Origin of the sequence: Streptomyces sp. NBC_01013 (assembly GCF_045162765.1) — a bacterium.
Lineage (GTDB): Bacteria > Actinomycetota > Actinomycetes > Streptomycetales > Streptomycetaceae > Streptomyces.
This window is the reverse complement of record NZ_CP108687.1, coordinates 4,119,989-4,135,630: the sequence shown is the minus strand read 5'-3', so window position 1 is coordinate 4,135,630 and position 15,642 is coordinate 4,119,989. Positions and strand designations below refer to the sequence as shown.

17 protein-coding genes are annotated in these 15,642 nt (G+C 68.0%); 8 read left to right on the top strand and 9 right to left on the bottom strand.

Features of this window, described 5'->3' with window-relative positions; all coding sequences use genetic code 11:
- Positions 1–95 precede the first annotated feature (95 nt).
- On the bottom strand, positions 96–1,214 hold the full coding sequence (locus OG538_RS17915) for a lipid II:glycine glycyltransferase FemX (protein ID WP_406094753.1): 1,119 nt from the start codon (positions 1,212–1,214) through the stop codon (positions 96–98).
- Positions 1,215–1,400: 186 nt separating this feature from the next.
- On the bottom strand, positions 1,401–1,721 hold the full coding sequence (locus OG538_RS17910; RefSeq protein WP_406094751.1) for a hypothetical protein: 321 nt from the start codon (positions 1,719–1,721) through the stop codon (positions 1,401–1,403).
- A gap of 279 nt (positions 1,722–2,000) precedes the next feature.
- Between OG538_RS17910 and rpsF the strand changes: the two genes are divergently transcribed.
- The 4 genes from rpsF to rplI all read left to right on the top strand — a co-directional run bounded on the left by rpsF (position 2,001) and on the right by rplI (position 3,734).
- Positions 2,001–2,291 (top strand): 30S ribosomal protein S6, encoded by a 291-nt coding sequence (rpsF, locus tag OG538_RS17905; RefSeq protein ID WP_018101872.1) that lies wholly within the window; start codon positions 2,001–2,003, stop codon positions 2,289–2,291.
- Positions 2,292–2,365: 74 nt separating this feature from the next.
- On the top strand, positions 2,366–2,989 hold the full coding sequence (locus OG538_RS17900; RefSeq protein WP_406094749.1) for a single-stranded DNA-binding protein: 624 nt from the start codon (positions 2,366–2,368) through the stop codon (positions 2,987–2,989).
- 43 nt (positions 2,990–3,032) lie between these two features.
- A complete protein-coding gene (gene rpsR / locus OG538_RS17895; protein WP_003967857.1) occupies positions 3,033–3,269 on the top strand; it encodes a 30S ribosomal protein S18 in 237 nt (78 codons plus the stop codon).
- 18 nt (positions 3,270–3,287) lie between these two features.
- Positions 3,288–3,734 carry a 50S ribosomal protein L9 gene (rplI, locus tag OG538_RS17890; protein WP_406094747.1) on the top strand — a complete coding sequence of 149 codons (447 nt, stop codon included), beginning with the start codon at positions 3,288–3,290 and terminating at the stop codon, positions 3,732–3,734.
- 106 nt (positions 3,735–3,840) lie between these two features.
- Here rplI and OG538_RS17885 read toward each other — a convergent pair whose 3' ends face one another.
- Complete coding sequence (locus tag OG538_RS17885; protein WP_406094745.1) at positions 3,841–5,178, bottom strand: MATE family efflux transporter; 1,338 nt, start codon at positions 5,176–5,178, stop codon at positions 3,841–3,843.
- A gap of 459 nt (positions 5,179–5,637) precedes the next feature.
- On the opposite strand from OG538_RS17885, the gene dnaB reads away from it, so the two are divergent.
- Both dnaB and OG538_RS17875 read left to right on the top strand, forming a co-directional pair.
- Complete coding sequence (gene dnaB, locus OG538_RS17880) at positions 5,638–7,116, top strand: replicative DNA helicase (RefSeq protein WP_406094743.1); 1,479 nt, start codon at positions 5,638–5,640, stop codon at positions 7,114–7,116.
- A gap of 74 nt (positions 7,117–7,190) precedes the next feature.
- On the top strand, positions 7,191–8,573 hold the full coding sequence (locus OG538_RS17875; protein WP_406094741.1) for a serine hydrolase domain-containing protein: 1,383 nt from the start codon (positions 7,191–7,193) through the stop codon (positions 8,571–8,573).
- A gap of 53 nt (positions 8,574–8,626) precedes the next feature.
- Here OG538_RS17875 and OG538_RS17870 read toward each other — a convergent pair whose 3' ends face one another.
- Genes OG538_RS17870 through OG538_RS17860 form a run of 3 tightly spaced genes read right to left on the bottom strand, consistent with a single transcriptional unit; the run spans position 8,627 to position 10,766 of the window.
- Positions 8,627–9,790 (bottom strand): winged helix DNA-binding domain-containing protein, encoded by a 1,164-nt coding sequence (locus OG538_RS17870; protein ID WP_406094739.1) that lies wholly within the window; start codon positions 9,788–9,790, stop codon positions 8,627–8,629.
- Positions 9,791–9,817: 27 nt separating this feature from the next.
- A complete protein-coding gene (locus OG538_RS17865; RefSeq protein ID WP_406094737.1) occupies positions 9,818–10,270 on the bottom strand; it encodes a GNAT family N-acetyltransferase in 453 nt (150 codons plus the stop codon).
- Positions 10,271–10,307: 37 nt separating this feature from the next.
- A complete protein-coding gene (locus OG538_RS17860; RefSeq protein WP_406094735.1) occupies positions 10,308–10,766 on the bottom strand; it encodes a MarR family winged helix-turn-helix transcriptional regulator in 459 nt (152 codons plus the stop codon).
- Between the two features lie 140 nt (positions 10,767–10,906).
- Between OG538_RS17860 and OG538_RS17855 the strand changes: the two genes are divergently transcribed.
- A complete protein-coding gene (locus OG538_RS17855; protein ID WP_406094733.1) occupies positions 10,907–12,121 on the top strand; it encodes an MFS transporter in 1,215 nt (404 codons plus the stop codon).
- A 48-nt stretch (positions 12,122–12,169) separates the two neighbouring features.
- The gene (locus OG538_RS17850; RefSeq protein WP_406094731.1) at positions 12,170–12,595 is read left to right on the top strand and encodes a heme-binding protein; all 426 of its coding nucleotides are present in this window, start codon (positions 12,170–12,172) and stop codon (positions 12,593–12,595) included.
- Positions 12,596–12,780: 185 nt separating this feature from the next.
- Here OG538_RS17850 and OG538_RS17845 read toward each other — a convergent pair whose 3' ends face one another.
- The 3 genes from OG538_RS17845 to OG538_RS17835 all read right to left on the bottom strand — a co-directional run bounded on the left by OG538_RS17845 (position 12,781) and on the right by OG538_RS17835 (position 15,468).
- Positions 12,781–13,686 carry a GNAT family N-acetyltransferase gene (locus OG538_RS17845; RefSeq protein ID WP_406094729.1) on the bottom strand — a complete coding sequence of 302 codons (906 nt, stop codon included), beginning with the start codon at positions 13,684–13,686 and terminating at the stop codon, positions 12,781–12,783.
- A gap of 342 nt (positions 13,687–14,028) precedes the next feature.
- Positions 14,029–14,508: an NUDIX domain-containing protein gene (locus OG538_RS17840; protein WP_148019625.1), complete on the bottom strand. Its 480-nt coding sequence runs from the start codon at positions 14,506–14,508 to the stop codon at positions 14,029–14,031.
- A gap of 63 nt (positions 14,509–14,571) precedes the next feature.
- Positions 14,572–15,468, bottom strand: coding sequence for a LysR family transcriptional regulator (locus tag OG538_RS17835; protein ID WP_406094727.1), 897 nt, complete (start codon positions 15,466–15,468; stop codon positions 14,572–14,574).
- Positions 15,469–15,642: the final 174 nt, after the last annotated feature.

Sequence of the window (15,642 nt, the reverse complement as noted above, 5' to 3'; positions counted from 1 at the left end):
TCGGTGTGCGGTGCTTCCGGAAGCGCCTGCTCAGGAACTTCCGGAAGAGCCCATTGAAACGAATAAAGCCGGTTTCGTCAGCCTTGCGCGGCGGATCAGCGACGTGACATGTAGAGGTCGAGGGCCTTGTGCAGCAGCTTGTTGAGCGGGAAGTCCCACTCGCCGAGGTACTCTGCTGCCTGGCCGCCGGTGCCCACCTTGAACTGGATCAGGCCGAAGAGGTGATCGGTCTCGTCCAGCGAGTCGGAGATGCCGCGCAGGTCGTAGACGGTGGCGCCCATCGCGTACGCATCGCGCAGCATCCGCCACTGCATCGCGTTCGAGGGACGCACCTCGCGCTTGTGGTTGGCCGAGGCGCCGTACGAGTACCAGACGTGCCCGCCCACGATCAGCATGGTCGCGGCCGCGACGTTCTCGCCCTCGTGACGGGCGAAGTAGAGCCGCATCCGGTTGGGGTCCTCGTTGTTGAGGGCCGTCCACATGCGCTGGAAGTAGCCGAGCGGACGGGGCCGGAAGTGGTCGCGCTCCGCCGTGATCTCGTACAGCCGCTGCCACTCGGCGAGCTCCGCGTAGCTGCCCTGGACGACCTCGACGCCGGCCTTCTCGGCCTTCTTGATGTTGCGGCGCCAGAGCTGGTTGAAGCCCTTGTGGACGTCTTCGAGGGAGCGGTTGGCCAGCGGGACCTGGAAGATGTAGCGGGGCTGTACGTCACCGAATCCGGCGCCGCCGTCCTCGCCCTGCTGCCAGCCCATCTTCCGCAGCCGGTCGGCGACCTCGAAGGCACGGGGCTCGATGTGGGTGGCCTCGACGTCGCGCAGGCGCTTCACGTCCGGGTCCTGGATGCCGCCCTTGATGGCGGCGGCGTCCCAGCGACGGATGACGACGGGCGGGCCCATCTTCACGGAGAAGGCGCCCTGCTGCTTCAGGTGCGCCAGCATGGGCTGCAGCCAGTCGTTCAGGTTGGGGGCGTACCAGTTGATGACCGGGCCCTCGGGCAGATACGCGAGGTACCGCTTGATCTTGGGCAGCTGTCGGTAGAGCACCAGACCGGCGCCGACCAGCTGGCCGCCCTTGTCGAACCAGCCCAGACTCTCCGAGCGCCACTCGGCCTTCACATCCGCCCATGCCGGGACCTGCATGTGACTGGCCGCGGGCAGACTCTGGATGTACGCCAGATGCTGCTCTCGGCTGATGGTCCTCAGGGTCAGGCTCATGCGGGGCGCTCCTCGGCAGGTGTGTCCCCATCGGTCAGGGGCTCCGGCTCTCGCGCCGAAGCCTACTGTGACCGGGAAGCCCGCTGTCTGGCCCCGTCGTTCCGAGCGGTCCCGATACGGCAACGGGGGCGGCCCCGTCCGTGGACGGGGCCGCCCCGCAGGCTCCGGGCCGCTGCTGCGCCGCGGTCAGCTGATCACGCCGCCGAAGAGTCCGCCGTGGGCCATGCCCAGGAAGAATCCGATGGCGGATGCACCCATGCCGAGGATGAGGGGGAACCTTTCCCGGGTGGTCACGGAGATGTACTGCCCGTACGCGCCCGTGAGGATCCCGATGAGCCCGGCCCACGAGCTGATCAGATGCAGGCTGTGGAACATCGCCGTCACGAAGGCGAGAGCGCCGAGTACCACCGTCACCGCCACCAGGACGTCCTGGAGCGGATGGGGCCTGCCGTCCGTCGCGAAGAGGGAGACGGAGGAGCGGGAGCGGGATCGCATTGCTTGTGCCATGGAGTACCTCCTGGCCGAAAGGCGGCGCATCGTGGCGCCGCTCACACCCGATGTGTACAGATTGCGTCTCCTGACCACCGGATTTCAACCGGAAGCCGGTCTACAGGTAGTCTGTACGGTCTGCACCGGTGTCTGCCCAGGCCAGCACAGTCGGCCCCTCCTCGACGGAGGGCGTTGTCAGTGGCGGCTGTTTTACTCGGAGACACTGTTGCTTACGCATCACGACCCTCCTGCCACGGAACGACCGTGGCCGCTGAGTCCAAAGGAGGTGGGTTCCACATGCGTCACTACGAGGTGATGGTCATCCTCGACCCCGATCTCGAGGAGCGAGCAGTCTCCCCGCTGATCGAGAACTTCCTCTCCGTCGTCCGTGAGGGCGAAGGAAAGGTTGAGAAGGTCGACACCTGGGGCCGTCGTCGGCTCGCTTACGAGATCAAGAAGAAGCCCGAGGGCATCTACTCGGTCATCGACCTGCAGGCCGAGCCTGCGGTCGTCAAGGAGCTCGACCGCCAGATGAACCTGAACGAGTCGGTCCTCCGGACCAAGGTCCTCCGTCCCGAGATCCACTGAGCTTTTAGCTCAGTGGTCATCGGGTTCGAGTAGCAGCAAGCAGCCAGAAGCAATCCCCGCCGAGAGGTTCATCCATGGCAGGCGAGACCGTCATCACGGTCGTCGGCAATCTCGTCGACGACCCCGAGCTGCGCTTCACCCCGTCCGGTGCGGCGGTCGCGAAGTTCCGCGTCGCGTCCACTCCCCGCATCTTCGACCGGCAGACCAATGAGTGGAAGGACGGCGAAGGCCTGTTCCTCACCTGCTCGGTCTGGCGTCAGGCGGCGGAGAACGTCGCCGAGTCGCTCACGCGAGGCATGCGCGTTGTCGTGCAGGGCCGGCTGAAGCAGCGGTCGTACGAAGACCGCGAGGGCGTCAAGCGCACGGTCTACGAGCTGGACGTCGAGGAAGTCGGCCCCAGTCTCAAGAGCGCCACTGCCAAGGTCACCAAGACCACCGGTCGTGGTGGTCAGGGCGGCCAAGGCGGCCAGGGTGGATACGGCGGCGGCCAGCAGGGTGGCGGTAACTGGGGCGGCGGTCCCGGTTCTGGCGGTCAGCAGGGTGGTGGCGGTGCTCCCGCCGACGACCCGTGGGCCACGAGCGCGCCGGCCGGCGGCCAGCAGGGCGGGGGCCAGCAGAGCGGCGGAGGCGGTTGGGGCGGAAGCTCCGGCGGCTCCGGCGGTTCTGGCGGCGGCTACTCGGACGAGCCGCCCTTCTAGGGCAGCTCGTACCCCCACTTCTTGATCACACAGGAGAAACACCATGGCGAAGCCGCCTGTGCGCAAGCCTAAGAAGAAGGTCTGCGCGTTCTGCAAGGACAAGACCCAGTACGTGGACTACAAGGACACGAACATGCTGCGGAAGTTCATTTCCGACCGCGGCAAGATCCGTGCCCGCCGCGTCACCGGCAACTGCACGCAGCACCAGCGTGACGTCGCCACGGCTGTCAAGAACAGCCGTGAGATGGCGCTGCTGCCCTACACGTCCACCGCGCGATAAGGGAAGGGTGACCGAATCATGAAGATCATCCTCACCCACGAGGTCTCCGGCCTCGGTGCTGCGGGCGACGTCGTTGACGTCAAGGACGGGTACGCCCGTAACTACCTGGTTCCGCGTGGCTTTGCCATTCGCTGGACCAAGGGTGGCGAGAAGGACGTGGCGCAGATCCGCCGCGCCCGCAAGATCCACGAGATCGCCACGATCGAGCAGGCCAACGAGATCAAGTCCAAGCTCGAGGCCGTGAAGGTCCGTCTGGCCGTTCGCTCCGGCGACGCCGGCCGTCTCTTCGGCTCCGTCACCCCGGCCGACATCGCTTCGGCGATCAAGGCTGCCGGTGGCCCGGATGTGGACAAGCGTCGCGTCGAGCTCGGCTCGCCGATCAAGACGCTCGGCGGATACCAGGTGTCCGTGCGTCTGCACCCCGAGGTCGCTGCGAAGCTCGGCATCGAGGTCGTTGCTGCCTGACTGGGCCGCGCCTCAGCAGAACAGTGAAGGGCCGCACCCCCTGGGTGCGGCCCTTCGCCGTTGCCGGGGTGGCCTGTTTCACGTGAAACAGACCGTTGCAGTCGGCTCAGCGGGTGGCGCCAGTGACCATCCATGTGCCGGAACGGGTGCGAAGCCAGAGCGTTGCCAGGCGAACAAGCATCATGAGAGCCATCGCACACCACAGCGCCGTCAGGCCGCCGCCCAGAACGGGCACCAACAGGGCCGCCGGGGCGAAGACAGCCAGGGTGATGAGCATGGCCCAGGCCAGATAGGGCCCGTCTCCAGCACCCATCAGGACGCCGTCCAGGACGAAGACGACACCGGCGACCGGCTGGGTCAGCGCCACCACCAGCAGGGCCGGGAGCAGGGTGTCCTGCACGGAGGGATCACTGGTGAAGAGTGGGACGAACAAGGGGCGTGCGAGGACGATCAGGACTCCGAACACCATGCCGGAGAAGACGCCCCACTGCACCATGCGGCGGCATGCCTCGCGCGCGCCAGCAGTGTCGGCCGCGCCCAGGTAGCGTCCGATGATGGCCTGCCCTGCGATGGCGATGGCATCCAGCGCGAAGGCCATGAGGCTCCACAGCGAGAGAACGATCTGGTGCGCGGCGATGTCTGTGTCGCCCAAGCGGGCGGCGACAGCTGTGGCGATGAGCAGGACGGCGCGGAGTGACAGCGTTCGGACCAGGAGGGGCACGCCTGCCTGGGCGCTGGCCCTAATGCCTGCGGCGTCAGGGCGCAGTGAGGCGCCGTGGCGCCGGGCGCCGCGGACCACGACCACGAGATAGGCGAGTGCCATGCCGATCTGGGCGATCACGGTGCCCCAGGCCGATCCCGCGATGCCGAGCCCGGCGCCGTAGACGAGGCCTGCGTTGAGGGCAGCGTTCACAGCGAATCCGCCGATGGCGACGTAGAGCGGGGTGCGGGTGTTCTGCAGGCCTCGGAGCACCCCGGTCGCAGCCAGCACCACGAGCATCGCAGGGATTCCGAGGCTGGAGATCCGAAGATAGGTGGTGGCATGAGGCGCTGCCGTGTCGGAGGCGCCGAACACCTCGACGAGCCAAGGAGCCAGGGGGAGAGTCAGCGCGATGACGGCGATGCCGAGCAGGATCGCCAGCCAGATGCCGTCCATGCCCTGGCGGATCGCGGAGGCCAGATCGCCGGCGCCGACCCGCCGGGCGACAGCTGCGGTGGTGGCGTAGGCGAGGAAGACGAAGATGCTCACGGCTGTCGTCAGCAAGGCTGCGGCAACGGCGAGACCGGCCAGCTGTGGAGTCCCGAGATGGCCGACGATGGCACTGTCGACCATCACGAAAAGAGGCTCGGCCACAAGCGCGCCGAAGGCGGGGACGGCGAGCGCGATGATCTCGCGGTCATGCCGCCGACGACGGGACGGCGGGGTCGCCGGTGCCTGGATCATGGCAGCCAATCTAATCTTCCACAGGTAATAGATGCAAGTGGCTAACGATCCTTACATCCGAAGCGGCGTGACGTTCTGGCATGTGCCGGTTGTCGCGATCTTGGGCCGACTCGGAAAGTTTTTCTCCCCCACAGCCAGTGGATGGAGAAAGTGCAGGTCAGGGTGGTACCTGTGGTGTCGCTATGAGTTTGTCCACAGCGCTGTCCCCCGGTCCGTGCACAGGTTCTGCGGAGTTCTCCACAGCATCTGGTCCGTCGTCCACATGCCCTGTGGATAACCAGATTGGCTGACGCTTCCGAGCCGCCTACCGTGGTCCGGCGCCCCCACCTTGTTTCGGCCCTGGAAACCCACAGAACCCGACACACCGGAACCGGAGTCGGGCGTCCTGATTGTCGGTGCCGTGCCGTAAGAAAGAGTGGCACGGCTAGGTCCGCGGAGCGGACGGGAGGAGGTGGCCGGATGAGCATTCCCGAGCCTTTGGACGACCCCTGGGCCGACACCGGTCCCAGCGACCGTCTGCCTGTTTCCCGCCAGCGACGGGGCGAGGGCAAGGACCGCGGTGAGCAGCACGACCGAGGCCGGGAGAGCAGCAGTTGGGAGGGCGGCTCCTCCGGGTTCGAGCGGGTCCCGCCCCAGGACCTTGATGCCGAACAGTCCGTCCTCGGTGGCATGCTCCTGTCCAAGGACGCCATCGCCGACGTCGTGGAGATCATCAAAGGCCACGACTTCTATCGTCCCGCGCACGAGACCGTCTATCAGGCGATCCTCGACCTGTATGCCAAGGGCGAGCCGGCCGACCCGATCACGGTTGCGGCCGAACTGGTCAAGCGCGGCGAGATCACCAAGGTGGGCGGAGCTCCGTATCTGCACACCCTGGTCCAGTCGGTGCCGACCGCGGCCAACGCTTCGTACTACGCGGAGATCGTTCACGAGCGTGCCGTCCTGCGGCGCCTCGTCGAGGCCGGCACGAAGATCACGCAGATGGGATACGCGGCCGATGGCGATGTCGACGACATCGTCAACTCCGCCCAGGCCGAGATCTACGCCGTCACCGAGCAGCGGACCAGTGAGGACTACCTGCCGCTCGGCGACATCATGGAGGGCGCGCTCGACGAGATCGAGGCGATCGGCTCACGTAGCGGTGAGATGACCGGTGTTCCGACCGGGTTCACCGACCTCGACGCCCTGACCAACGGACTCCACCCGGGCCAGATGGTCGTCATCGCGGCCCGGCCCGCCATGGGTAAGTCCACGCTCGCCCTGGACTTCGCCCGGGCCTGTTCGATCAAGAGCAACCTGCCCAGTGTGATCTTCTCCCTCGAAATGGGGCGGAACGAGATCGCGATGCGTCTGCTGTCCGCCGAGGCGCGGGTGGCGCTCCATCACATGCGGTCGGGCACCATGACGGACGAGGACTGGACGCGGCTCGCACGGCGGATGCCTGACGTCTCCGCGGCCCCGCTCTACATCGACGACTCCCCGAACCTCTCCATGATGGAGATCCGGGCCAAGTGCCGTCGCCTCAAGCAGCGGAACGACCTCAAGCTGGTGGTCATCGACTATCTGCAGCTGATGCAGTCCGGTGGCGCGAAGCGCGCCGAGAGCCGTCAGCAGGAGGTCTCGGACATGTCCCGAAACCTCAAGCTGCTGGCCAAGGAACTCCAGCTGCCGGTCATCGCGCTCTCCCAGCTGAACCGTGGACCGGAACAGCGCACGGACAAGAAGCCGATGGTCTCCGACCTCCGTGAATCCGGATCGATCGAGCAGGACGCCGACATGGTGATCCTGTTGCACCGCGAGGACGCTTACGAGAAGGAGTCACCGCGGGCAGGCGAGGCCGACCTGATCGTGGCCAAGCACCGTAACGGTCCGACGGCCACGATCACTGTCGCCTTCCAGGGGCACTACTCGCGATTTGTGGACATGGCGCAGACCTGATCGGGGTGAGTGCGGGGCGCGCGGCTGCGGTAAATGAAGTCGCCACACGCCAGTTCGGGAGGTAGTTGTTGACGATGACTTCTCCTGCTGAACAGTTGCTCCCGAGTACGCAGCGCTCCCTGTTGCACCGCATTGCCACCGCCCAGGCCGAAGGGCGTTCACCTTCTATGACCGCTGCCGTACAGCGGCAGCGTCGGGTTGTCTGGGACGGCTCGCGCACGTGTGTCGACGGCCATGCCCCGGATGCGGACACACAGTTCAGGATCGGTTCCCTCACGAAGACGTTCACGGCCGTGCTGGTCCTGCGTCTACGGGACGAAGGCCTGCTGGATCTGGCCGATCCTCTGGAGAAGCACGTGCCCGGTACGAGCGCCGGTGACGTCACCATTCATCAGCTGCTCGGTCACAGCGCGGGCCTCGGCGCCGAGTCACCCGCACCCTGGTGGGAGCGGACGCCCGGCAGCCTGCGTCCAGGCCTGGTGGACGTGCTCGGCGATCAGAGCAGGATGCATCCGCCCGGCCGTCGGCATCACTACTCCAACCCGGGCTACACCCTGCTCGGCGCGCTGGTCGAAGCGGTACGCGGAGTCTCGTGGGCCGAGATGCTGCGGAGCGAGATCCTGGAGCCGCTGGGCATGCACCGGACGAGCCCGCAGGCGCAAGCCCCGCATGCCGGCGGCTGGGCTGTCCATCCATGGGCGGACGTCCTGCTGCCCGAGCCGGTGGAGGACCTGGGGCTGATGGCGCCGGCTGGTCAGCTCTGGTCCACCACGGCTGACCTCCTCCGTTTCGCCGCCTTCCTCGCCGAGGGTGATGACCGGGTGCTCTCCGCCGCGTCCGTGGCAGAGATGCGGGAGCCGGCGGCACCCCCCGAGCCGGGGGACTGGGGCGGCTATTACGGCCTGGGCCTGCAGGTGATCCGGAGGAAGGGCCGCACGCTCATTGGGCACACGGGGTCGCTTCCCGGCTTTCTGGCGGCACTCTGGTTCAGTGTCGAGGACGATGTGGCCGCTGTCGCGTTCGCCAACGTCACGTCAGGCGTGCTCATCGGTGAGGTGGCGGCCGAGCTCGTGGAAATCGTCGCAGAGTCGGAGCCTCGCATCCCGGAGCCGTGGCGGCCACTGCCCGAGGTGGATGCGGAACTCCTGGCGCTGACCGGTCCTTGGTACTGGGGTACGCGTGCGAACATCTTGCGGCTGACCCCCGGTCGCGGGCTCGAACTGCAGACCCTGAACGGCAAGGGCCGCGGTACCCGTTTCACCGCTTGTGCCGACGGCACCTGGATCGGGCTGGACGGCTATTACGCGGGGGAGATCCTGCGGGTGGTTCGAAACGACGACGGCAGCGTGAACCATCTGGATCTCGGGTCATTCGTCTTCACGCGTGAGCCGTACGATCCCTCAGCCGCCGTTCCAGGTGGCGTGGACGCGGACGGATGGCGCGGCCTGGGGAGTTGAGCGGTCTGCGGCATTGAGCGTGCCGTTTCACGTGAAACGGCACGAGGTGCAGTTCAGGCCGTCAACTCCCTCTCCAGCGGCGTGCGGAAGCGTGGAGTGACCCGCGCTTCGCCCAGCCAGCCGGCCAGCCGGGATGCCTCCGTCTCGATGGCGACGGAGGCATCCCGGCCTACGTCGGCCAGGAGGCGCCAGACAGGCTCGCCACCGCCGCGCACAGCCCAGCCGCCCACGATCCGCCCGTTCCACCACACGGTGGGACCGATGTTGCCGGAGCGATCGAGCAGCGCTGCCCGGTACTCCGGCGGCAGATGGAATCCGCGCTCCGCCCACCCCATGGCGCTCGGGTCGAGCGCGGGCAGCAGGGCGGCCCAGGGCTCGGGTGCCGGATCGGGTTCGCAGTCCTGCGGAGCGACCCAGCCCGTCGCGCCGTTGTCGAGCCGTACCTCCTCCGCTCCAGTGGCGGCCAGTGCCTTGCGGACCTGGCCGAGCCCCCAGCCCGTCCACCACTTGAGGTCACCCTCGGAGGCGGGGCCGTAGGAGCGGAGCCAGCGCAGGGCCAGCTCGGCCCGTGCCTGGTCGCTTTCCTGCGCGGGCCGGGGCGCGGACGTTGTCCAGCGGAACTGGCTGGAGGTCCACGTTCCTCGCGGCCGGTCCCGGCGGATCCGTCCTTCGGCGGCCAGCACGCGGATGATCCGTGAGGCCACGCCCTGCACCGTCTCCTGCTTCCTGCCGGGAAAGACTGTGATCTTGGTGCGGAGTGCCGGCACGGCGGCGGAAAGCTCGCTGCCCGTGGCGGAACCACGGGTGTCCAAGGCCGTGGAGACGGACTTCTCGGCGTTGGCCAGCCATTGTGCGTCCAGCCCGTTGCCGTCCTCCGCCAGGTGTTTCAGCAGGGTCCGGCGCTCCTTGGCGGCGACGGCGCGCGCATTCGAAGCCTCGACCCGTGGGGCCATCTCGTCCGACACGACGAAGAGCGTGTTGCGCATGGAGAGCAGCCTGACCAGCGAGACGTCTTCGTAGAGGTGCTTCTCCACGGCGTCGACATCGGGCACCCGGAGCCGCGCGCAGACCGACACGAAGACGGTGGCGGCGTCGGTGGCGTGCAGAGCGACGACGGCATCGGCCACGGTGACGGGGGAATCCGACCGTACCGAGGGGGCGAGGAGATGACGGCGGCCGATCCTGATGCGGCGCTGCTCGTCGCTGATGAGGTGCACAGTCGACCCTTTGGATGGCGGTTGGGGTCAGAGGGCGAGCTTGAAGCCCACGTGGCTGGCCACAAAGCCGAGCCGTTCGTAGAAGCGGTGCGCGTCGCCCCGGGTCGCGTCGGATGTCAGCTGGACCAACTGGCAGTCCTGCCGGCGCGATTCATCCACGGCCCACTGGATCAGCTGCGTACCGAGACCGCTGCCGCGCTCGTCCGCGTGGACGCGGACACCCTCGATCACCGATCTGGTCGAGCCGCGCCTGGAGAGGCCGGGGATCACGGTCAGTTGGAGCGTCCCGACGATGCGGTTCGCGCGTACGGCGACCATCACATGCTGATGGGGATCGTCGGCCAGCCGCCGGAGCGCCACGAGGTAGGGGGCGAGGTCGTCCGGTGACTCGCGCAGGGCGCCCAGTGGATCGTCGGCGAGCATGGCCACGATCTCGGAGAGATCACCGACGACCGCGGGACGGATTTCCAGATCGCTCATGATCGGCAGCCTACGCCGCGACCCCGGGGTCGGACCCCTATGCCGGAACCTTCAGGTCCTCGACCGCCCTGACGAGCGGGGCCAGTTCGGGGTTCTCGGCGGCCTCGTCGAGCGCGGCCCGCAGGGCGGTGTCGTTGGTCGGCCGAGCCTCGGAAAGCAGATTGAGGCCCGCTTCAGTGACATCGGTGTAGATGCCCCTTCGGTCGGTGTCGCAGAGATACCGGGTCAGCAGGCCCCGGTCCTCGAGACGGGTGACCAGACGGGTGGTGGCGCTCTGGCTGAGTACGACGGCGTCGGCCACCTGCTTCATCTGAAGGTGCCCACCGGTCCCGTTGTGCTGTCGGCTCAGGACGTCCAGCAGGGAGTACTCCCGCACGCTGAGGCTGTGCCCGGCCTGCAGAGCCCGCTCGATATGCGCCTCGATCTTCCCGTGGAGCAGGGAGAGCGCGCACCAGCCCTGGGAAAGGGCGGTCAGTGCCGGGTCCGTCGCTGTCATGGGTCTCTCCTCCGTGCCGGAGCTGCTTGCGTCCAGGATAGGCGACGACCGCAATAGCCCGCGCTTGCAATTAATCGGCGTCTGCAATTATTGTGGACGCTTGTAAGGCGCAGACGCAATCTTCAGGGAAGGTGAAACCCATGCCGCTCGCGCTCCTCGCCCTCGCCATCGGGGCATTCGGTATCGGAACGACCGAGTTCGTGATCATGGGGCTGCTCCCCGAGGTGGCTGCGGACTTTCAGGTGTCGATCCCGACCGCAGGCTTCCTCGTCACCGGGTATGCGCTGGGCGTCGTCATCGGAGCCCCACTGATGACCCTTCTGGGTACCAGGGTCAGCCGCAAACGCATGCTGATGATCCTGATGGCCCTGTTCGTTGTCGGCAACGTGGTCTCCGCGACGGCTCCCGTCTTCGGAGTGATGCTCGCGGGACGGGTGATTGCCTCGCTCGCCCACGGCGCCTTCTTCGGTATCGGATCCGTGGTGGCAGCCGATCTCGTCGCCCCGCACAAGAAGGCCGGCGCGATCGCCATGATGTTCACGGGCCTCACCGTCGCCAACGTGGTCGGGGTGCCGCTGGGCACCTACATCGGTCAGAGCGTCGGATGGCGGAGCACGTTCTTCGTCGTCGCCGGCCTCGGCGTCATCGGTCTGCTCGGTGTGGCCAGGCTGGTTCCCGACCAGCCCCGCCCCCAGGGCGTCCGGCTCCGCCACGAGCTCGCGGCGTTCCGTAATGTGCAGGTCCTGCTCGCCATGGCCATGACCGTGCTGGGATTCGGCGGCGTCTTCGCTGCGATCACGTACATCACCCCGATGATGACCGAGATCGCCGGTTACTCGCCCTCGTCCGTCACATGGCTGCTGGTCCTCTTCGGCCTCGGCATGGTCGGGGGCAATCTGCTCGGTGGCAAGTTCGCCGACCGCCGTCTGATGCCCATGCTGTACGTGTCGCTGGGCGGCCTCGCCGTCGTCCTCTCGCTCTTCACGCTGACCGCACACGACAAGATCGCGGCGGCCGTCACCATCTTCCTGATCGGCGGCCTGGGCTTTGCGACCGTACCCCCGCTGCAGAAGCGGGTGCTCGACCAGGCAGCCGGTGCTCCGACACTCGCCTCAGCGGTGAACATCGGTGCGTTCAACCTCGGTAACGCACTGTCGGCCTGGCTCGGTGGCATGGTCATTGCCGCCGGCCTCGGCTACACCGCTCCCAACTGGGTCGGCGCGGCGCTCGCCGCCTCCGCCCTGGTGCTCGCCGTCGTCTCCAGCACCCTTGAGCGCCGTACCACCACTCGGAGCCGCCTCGTGGCCACTCACGCCCCGGAGCCGGCCGCCGCCCCCGCGGCCGCCCGGCACTGACACTCCGTATCCCCACACCCGTCACCGCACCACCTCTAGGAGCCCCCCATGAGTACGCTCACCGCCGCTGTAGCCCCGCTGACCACGCAGGATGCGGAGGCGCTGGTAGAGGTCGCCCGTACGGCCGCCGAGGCCGCTGGCGTCGCGACGGCCGTCACCGTCCTGGACGCGGGGGGTCACCTGCTGGCCTTCCGCCGCGACGACCGGGCCGTTCTCATCGCCGGCGAGACCAGCACCCGCAAGGCGTACACGGCCCTTCAGCTGGACGCCCCCACGGCGGACCTCGTCGATGCAGTCCAGCCCGGCGGGCTCTTCCACACCCTGCCGACCGCACTGGACCGGCCGCTGCTCTTCATCGCAGGTGGCGTCCCGGTCCATCGCGACGGTCGGCTGATCGGCGCCGTCGGGGTGGGAGGGGGCGCGCCTGAGCAGGACCACGGATTCGCGACCACCGCCGTCGCCCGCCTCGCCTGAGGTCTCACCCACCCCTGCGCGCGCAGGTAATTCGGTGGTGTCAGTCCCCATGGGGCCGGAGGCTTTCCGTTCATGGGGACTGACATCCGCGGGTTCATCGAGTGCCGGTCGCGGTGGGCGGAGCCGGAGCTGCAATCGGCGTCGGGCACGGGACCTGACGCCTCGGACGGAGACCGCGACGGGCGTCAGCCCGTCGCCACGCTCAGCGGTGCGAAACGCCGTGTCCAGTCCCCCAGCAGGGGCGGATCACCGAGGCTCATGACCGTGGTCGACGAGCTCGGCTCCAGACCGCACGCTCCGAGCCAGGCCAGCAGCTCCTCATGACGGGCGTCGATGTCCGCGCGCAGTGGGCGGCCCGTCGACCCGGCGAGCGAGACCACGAGCAGTTTCGCCGTGACGGTGTCCCGCGCGATCAGCGGCCCGATCACATGGCTTTCCGAGCTGGGCCACAGTGCGGCGTACCCGACGAGCTTCCCGTCGTCCTCCGCCACGCGCAGGTGGTCGGCGAAGGCGGGGAGACGGGCCAGGAGATGCATCCGATCGAGGCCGAGGACCTCCGCGTCCAAGCGGAGCATGGCTGGCAGGTCCCCGGCTGTCGCCGGGCGGACCGTCAGGCCCGCCTCACCTGTCTGACCGGTAACCCTCGTCCCATGGCTCCCCGGCTGTGTGGGCGGCCGAAAGGTGCCGCCCACTCGCTGGGTCCTGCCCACTGCGCTGAACCCGAGCTCCTCGTAGAGCGGGCGGCCTGCCGGTGTCGCATGGAGGCTGAGGGGAGTGCCCCCGGCCGATTCGATCACCTGATGCATCAGGTGGCGTGCTACTCCCTGGCGGCTGTAGCGTCCGGCGACCAGGAGCATGCCGACGGTGGCCAGGTCCGGACCGTATGACGTCACTACACAGGTCGCCATCAGGCCTTTGCTCTCGGGGTCGTCGATACCGTAGGCCGTCCCCGCAGTGAGGAGCAGTCCCCACCGGTGCTCATCACGCGGCCAGCCGCGGTCCTCGCTGAGGTCGGCGCAGGGGACCAGATCGTCCCGGGTGAGACGCCGGACGGGTAGTCCGGCGAGTGGGCGGGGCAAGGAGCTGGGCATGAGGTCAGGCTGTCCGACGCGGTGATCGCCCGTCCACCGCTTTAACTGATCTGGCCGAGATCTGCTGACGCCGACCGCGTCCATCCGGCAGTCTGAGCATGACGTCGAGAACCGTTCCTGACAGCGATCCGACGACACCCGGCCTCTGTGGACACGGCGCTTGAGTGGTTTCACGTGAAACACGGTGCAGCGGGCCCGTACCGGCTCCGGGCGTGAAGGCCGGCCGGCCGGGACTGCCCGGGCGTGAGGCCGGCCCACCGGCCCCGGCCCACCGGCCCCGGCCCACCGGCCCCGGCCCACCGGCCCGGGAGTGGGCCGTCGTGAGGCGAAAGGCCCTCATGGTCAGCCCAGGTCGGGCGCGTGCATCGCCCGGACACCCTCGATGTTGCCGTCCAGGTAGTGCCGCAGCGACAGTGGTACGAGGTGCACGGCAGCGATTCCGACCCGGCTGAAGGGCACCCGTACGACGTCGTACTCTCCGCAGGGGTCGTCGATCTCGGGTCCGTGGCGCAGGGACAGGTCCATGGATTCGAGTCGGCAGACGAAGAAGTGCTGGACCTTGACGCCCTTCACGCCACCGCCCTCGATGTGCTCCACGGTGTCGACGAAGCAGGGCACCACATCAGTGATCTTGGCGCCGAGTTCCTCGTCCAACTCGCGATGCAGGGCGTCGACGACGGTTGCGTCCTCGGGCTCGACCCCGCCGCCGGGCGTGAGCCAATACGGATCCACCCCCGGCTTGGTGCGCTTGATGAGGATCAGGTCGTTGCCGTCGAGCAGGACGGCGCGTGCGGTGCGCTTGACCACCGGGCGTTCGGTCATGGCAAGAGAGTGGCCCGCAGAACCGGTTCTGAAACACCTGGCGGTTGCCGGCCCGTCCTGCGGTCACCAGTCGGCGGCGGCGCGCAGCAGTGTCTCGTGTGCCCGTGCGAGGTGCGGCAGTGCGAGCGTGCCGGTCCGTGCGGCCAGGAAGTACGTCCGCAGCGGCGGCACCGGTGGATCGAGGAGCGTCACTACCTCTCCTCGATCCAGTGCGCCCTCGCACAGATAGCGGGGCAACACGGCGAGTCCCGCCCCTGCTGCCGTGCATTCCAGGACCGCTCGCAGATCTGGTGTGATGACGGCCGCGGCGGCCGCGGGGCGGCTGTCGAAGACCGTCGACCAGTAGCGGGAGACGAGAGGCAGACTCTCGTGCACCTCGACCACCGGGAGCTGCTCCAGGACCACCGGGCCGTTGCGCCGGAGCGTCCCGGGTCCCAGACGCCCGGCCCACCGAGGCGCTGCCACCAGGACGTGTTCCTCGTCGCAGAGCGGGGCGGCGGTGAGCAGACCGCCGCGCGGCCGGCCCGTCACGATTGCCAGGTCGTGGTGGCCGGCGGCAAGACCGTCGAGGGTCTCATCGGTGTCGGCAGAGAACGAGCTGCGCAACGCGAGCCCCTGGGCGATGAGCGGGGTGAGGGCAGGCAGAGCCCGCAGTGAGGTGAACTCCGGTGGTCCCGCCAGATGAAGCGTCCGTACGCCCGACTCCTCGTCGAGCTCGGTCTCGGCGATCTCGATCAGGGCGTCCAGGTGGGGCGCAGCCCGATGCGCGAGTTCATCGCCGATGGTCGTGGGTGTCACCCCGCGGGCCCGGCGGAGGAAGAGCGGACGGCCCAGTTGCCGTTCCAAGGTCCTGATCTGCGAGGTAACGGCGGGCTGGGAGAGGCCGAGAAGCGCGGCGGCCCGGGTGAACGAACCGGCGCGGTGCACGGCGACGAAGGTGCGCAACAGGGCCAGGTCCATGTCCGTCCCCTCTCACCAGGTCGACCCGTCGGACCCGGACATCTATAAATATGTCGATAGGCCGCTGTCGCTACTGTGATTGGACACTGACTCAGAGTCAACTAGCCTTGTCGAGGCGGTTCTTCGCGAGGAGAAGACGGAGAACCGGGACGGTCCGAGCCACGAGGGGGGAGG

Coding starts and splice junctions, on each gene's coding strand:
- OG538_RS17915 (WP_406094753.1), bottom strand. CDS start 1,214: ATGAGCCTGACCCTGAGGACCATCAGCCGAGAGCAGCATCTGGCGTAC.
- OG538_RS17910 (WP_406094751.1), bottom strand. CDS start 1,721: ATGGCACAAGCAATGCGATCCCGCTCCCGCTCCTCCGTCTCCCTCTTC.
- rpsF (WP_018101872.1), top strand. CDS start 2,001: ATGCGTCACTACGAGGTGATGGTCATCCTCGACCCCGATCTCGAGGAG.
- OG538_RS17900 (WP_406094749.1), top strand. CDS start 2,366: ATGGCAGGCGAGACCGTCATCACGGTCGTCGGCAATCTCGTCGACGAC.
- rpsR (WP_003967857.1), top strand. CDS start 3,033: ATGGCGAAGCCGCCTGTGCGCAAGCCTAAGAAGAAGGTCTGCGCGTTC.
- rplI (WP_406094747.1), top strand. CDS start 3,288: ATGAAGATCATCCTCACCCACGAGGTCTCCGGCCTCGGTGCTGCGGGC.
- OG538_RS17885 (WP_406094745.1), bottom strand. CDS start 5,178: ATGATCCAGGCACCGGCGACCCCGCCGTCCCGTCGTCGGCGGCATGAC.
- dnaB (WP_406094743.1), top strand. CDS start 5,638: ATGAGCATTCCCGAGCCTTTGGACGACCCCTGGGCCGACACCGGTCCC.
- OG538_RS17875 (WP_406094741.1), top strand. CDS start 7,191: ATGACTTCTCCTGCTGAACAGTTGCTCCCGAGTACGCAGCGCTCCCTG.
- OG538_RS17865 (WP_406094737.1), bottom strand. CDS start 10,270: ATGAGCGATCTGGAAATCCGTCCCGCGGTCGTCGGTGATCTCTCCGAG.
- OG538_RS17860 (WP_406094735.1), bottom strand. CDS start 10,766: ATGACAGCGACGGACCCGGCACTGACCGCCCTTTCCCAGGGCTGGTGC.
- OG538_RS17855 (WP_406094733.1), top strand. CDS start 10,907: ATGCCGCTCGCGCTCCTCGCCCTCGCCATCGGGGCATTCGGTATCGGA.
- OG538_RS17850 (WP_406094731.1), top strand. CDS start 12,170: ATGAGTACGCTCACCGCCGCTGTAGCCCCGCTGACCACGCAGGATGCG.
- OG538_RS17845 (WP_406094729.1), bottom strand. CDS start 13,686: ATGCCCAGCTCCTTGCCCCGCCCACTCGCCGGACTACCCGTCCGGCGT.
- OG538_RS17840 (WP_148019625.1), bottom strand. CDS start 14,508: ATGACCGAACGCCCGGTGGTCAAGCGCACCGCACGCGCCGTCCTGCTC.
- OG538_RS17835 (WP_406094727.1), bottom strand. CDS start 15,468: ATGGACCTGGCCCTGTTGCGCACCTTCGTCGCCGTGCACCGCGCCGGT.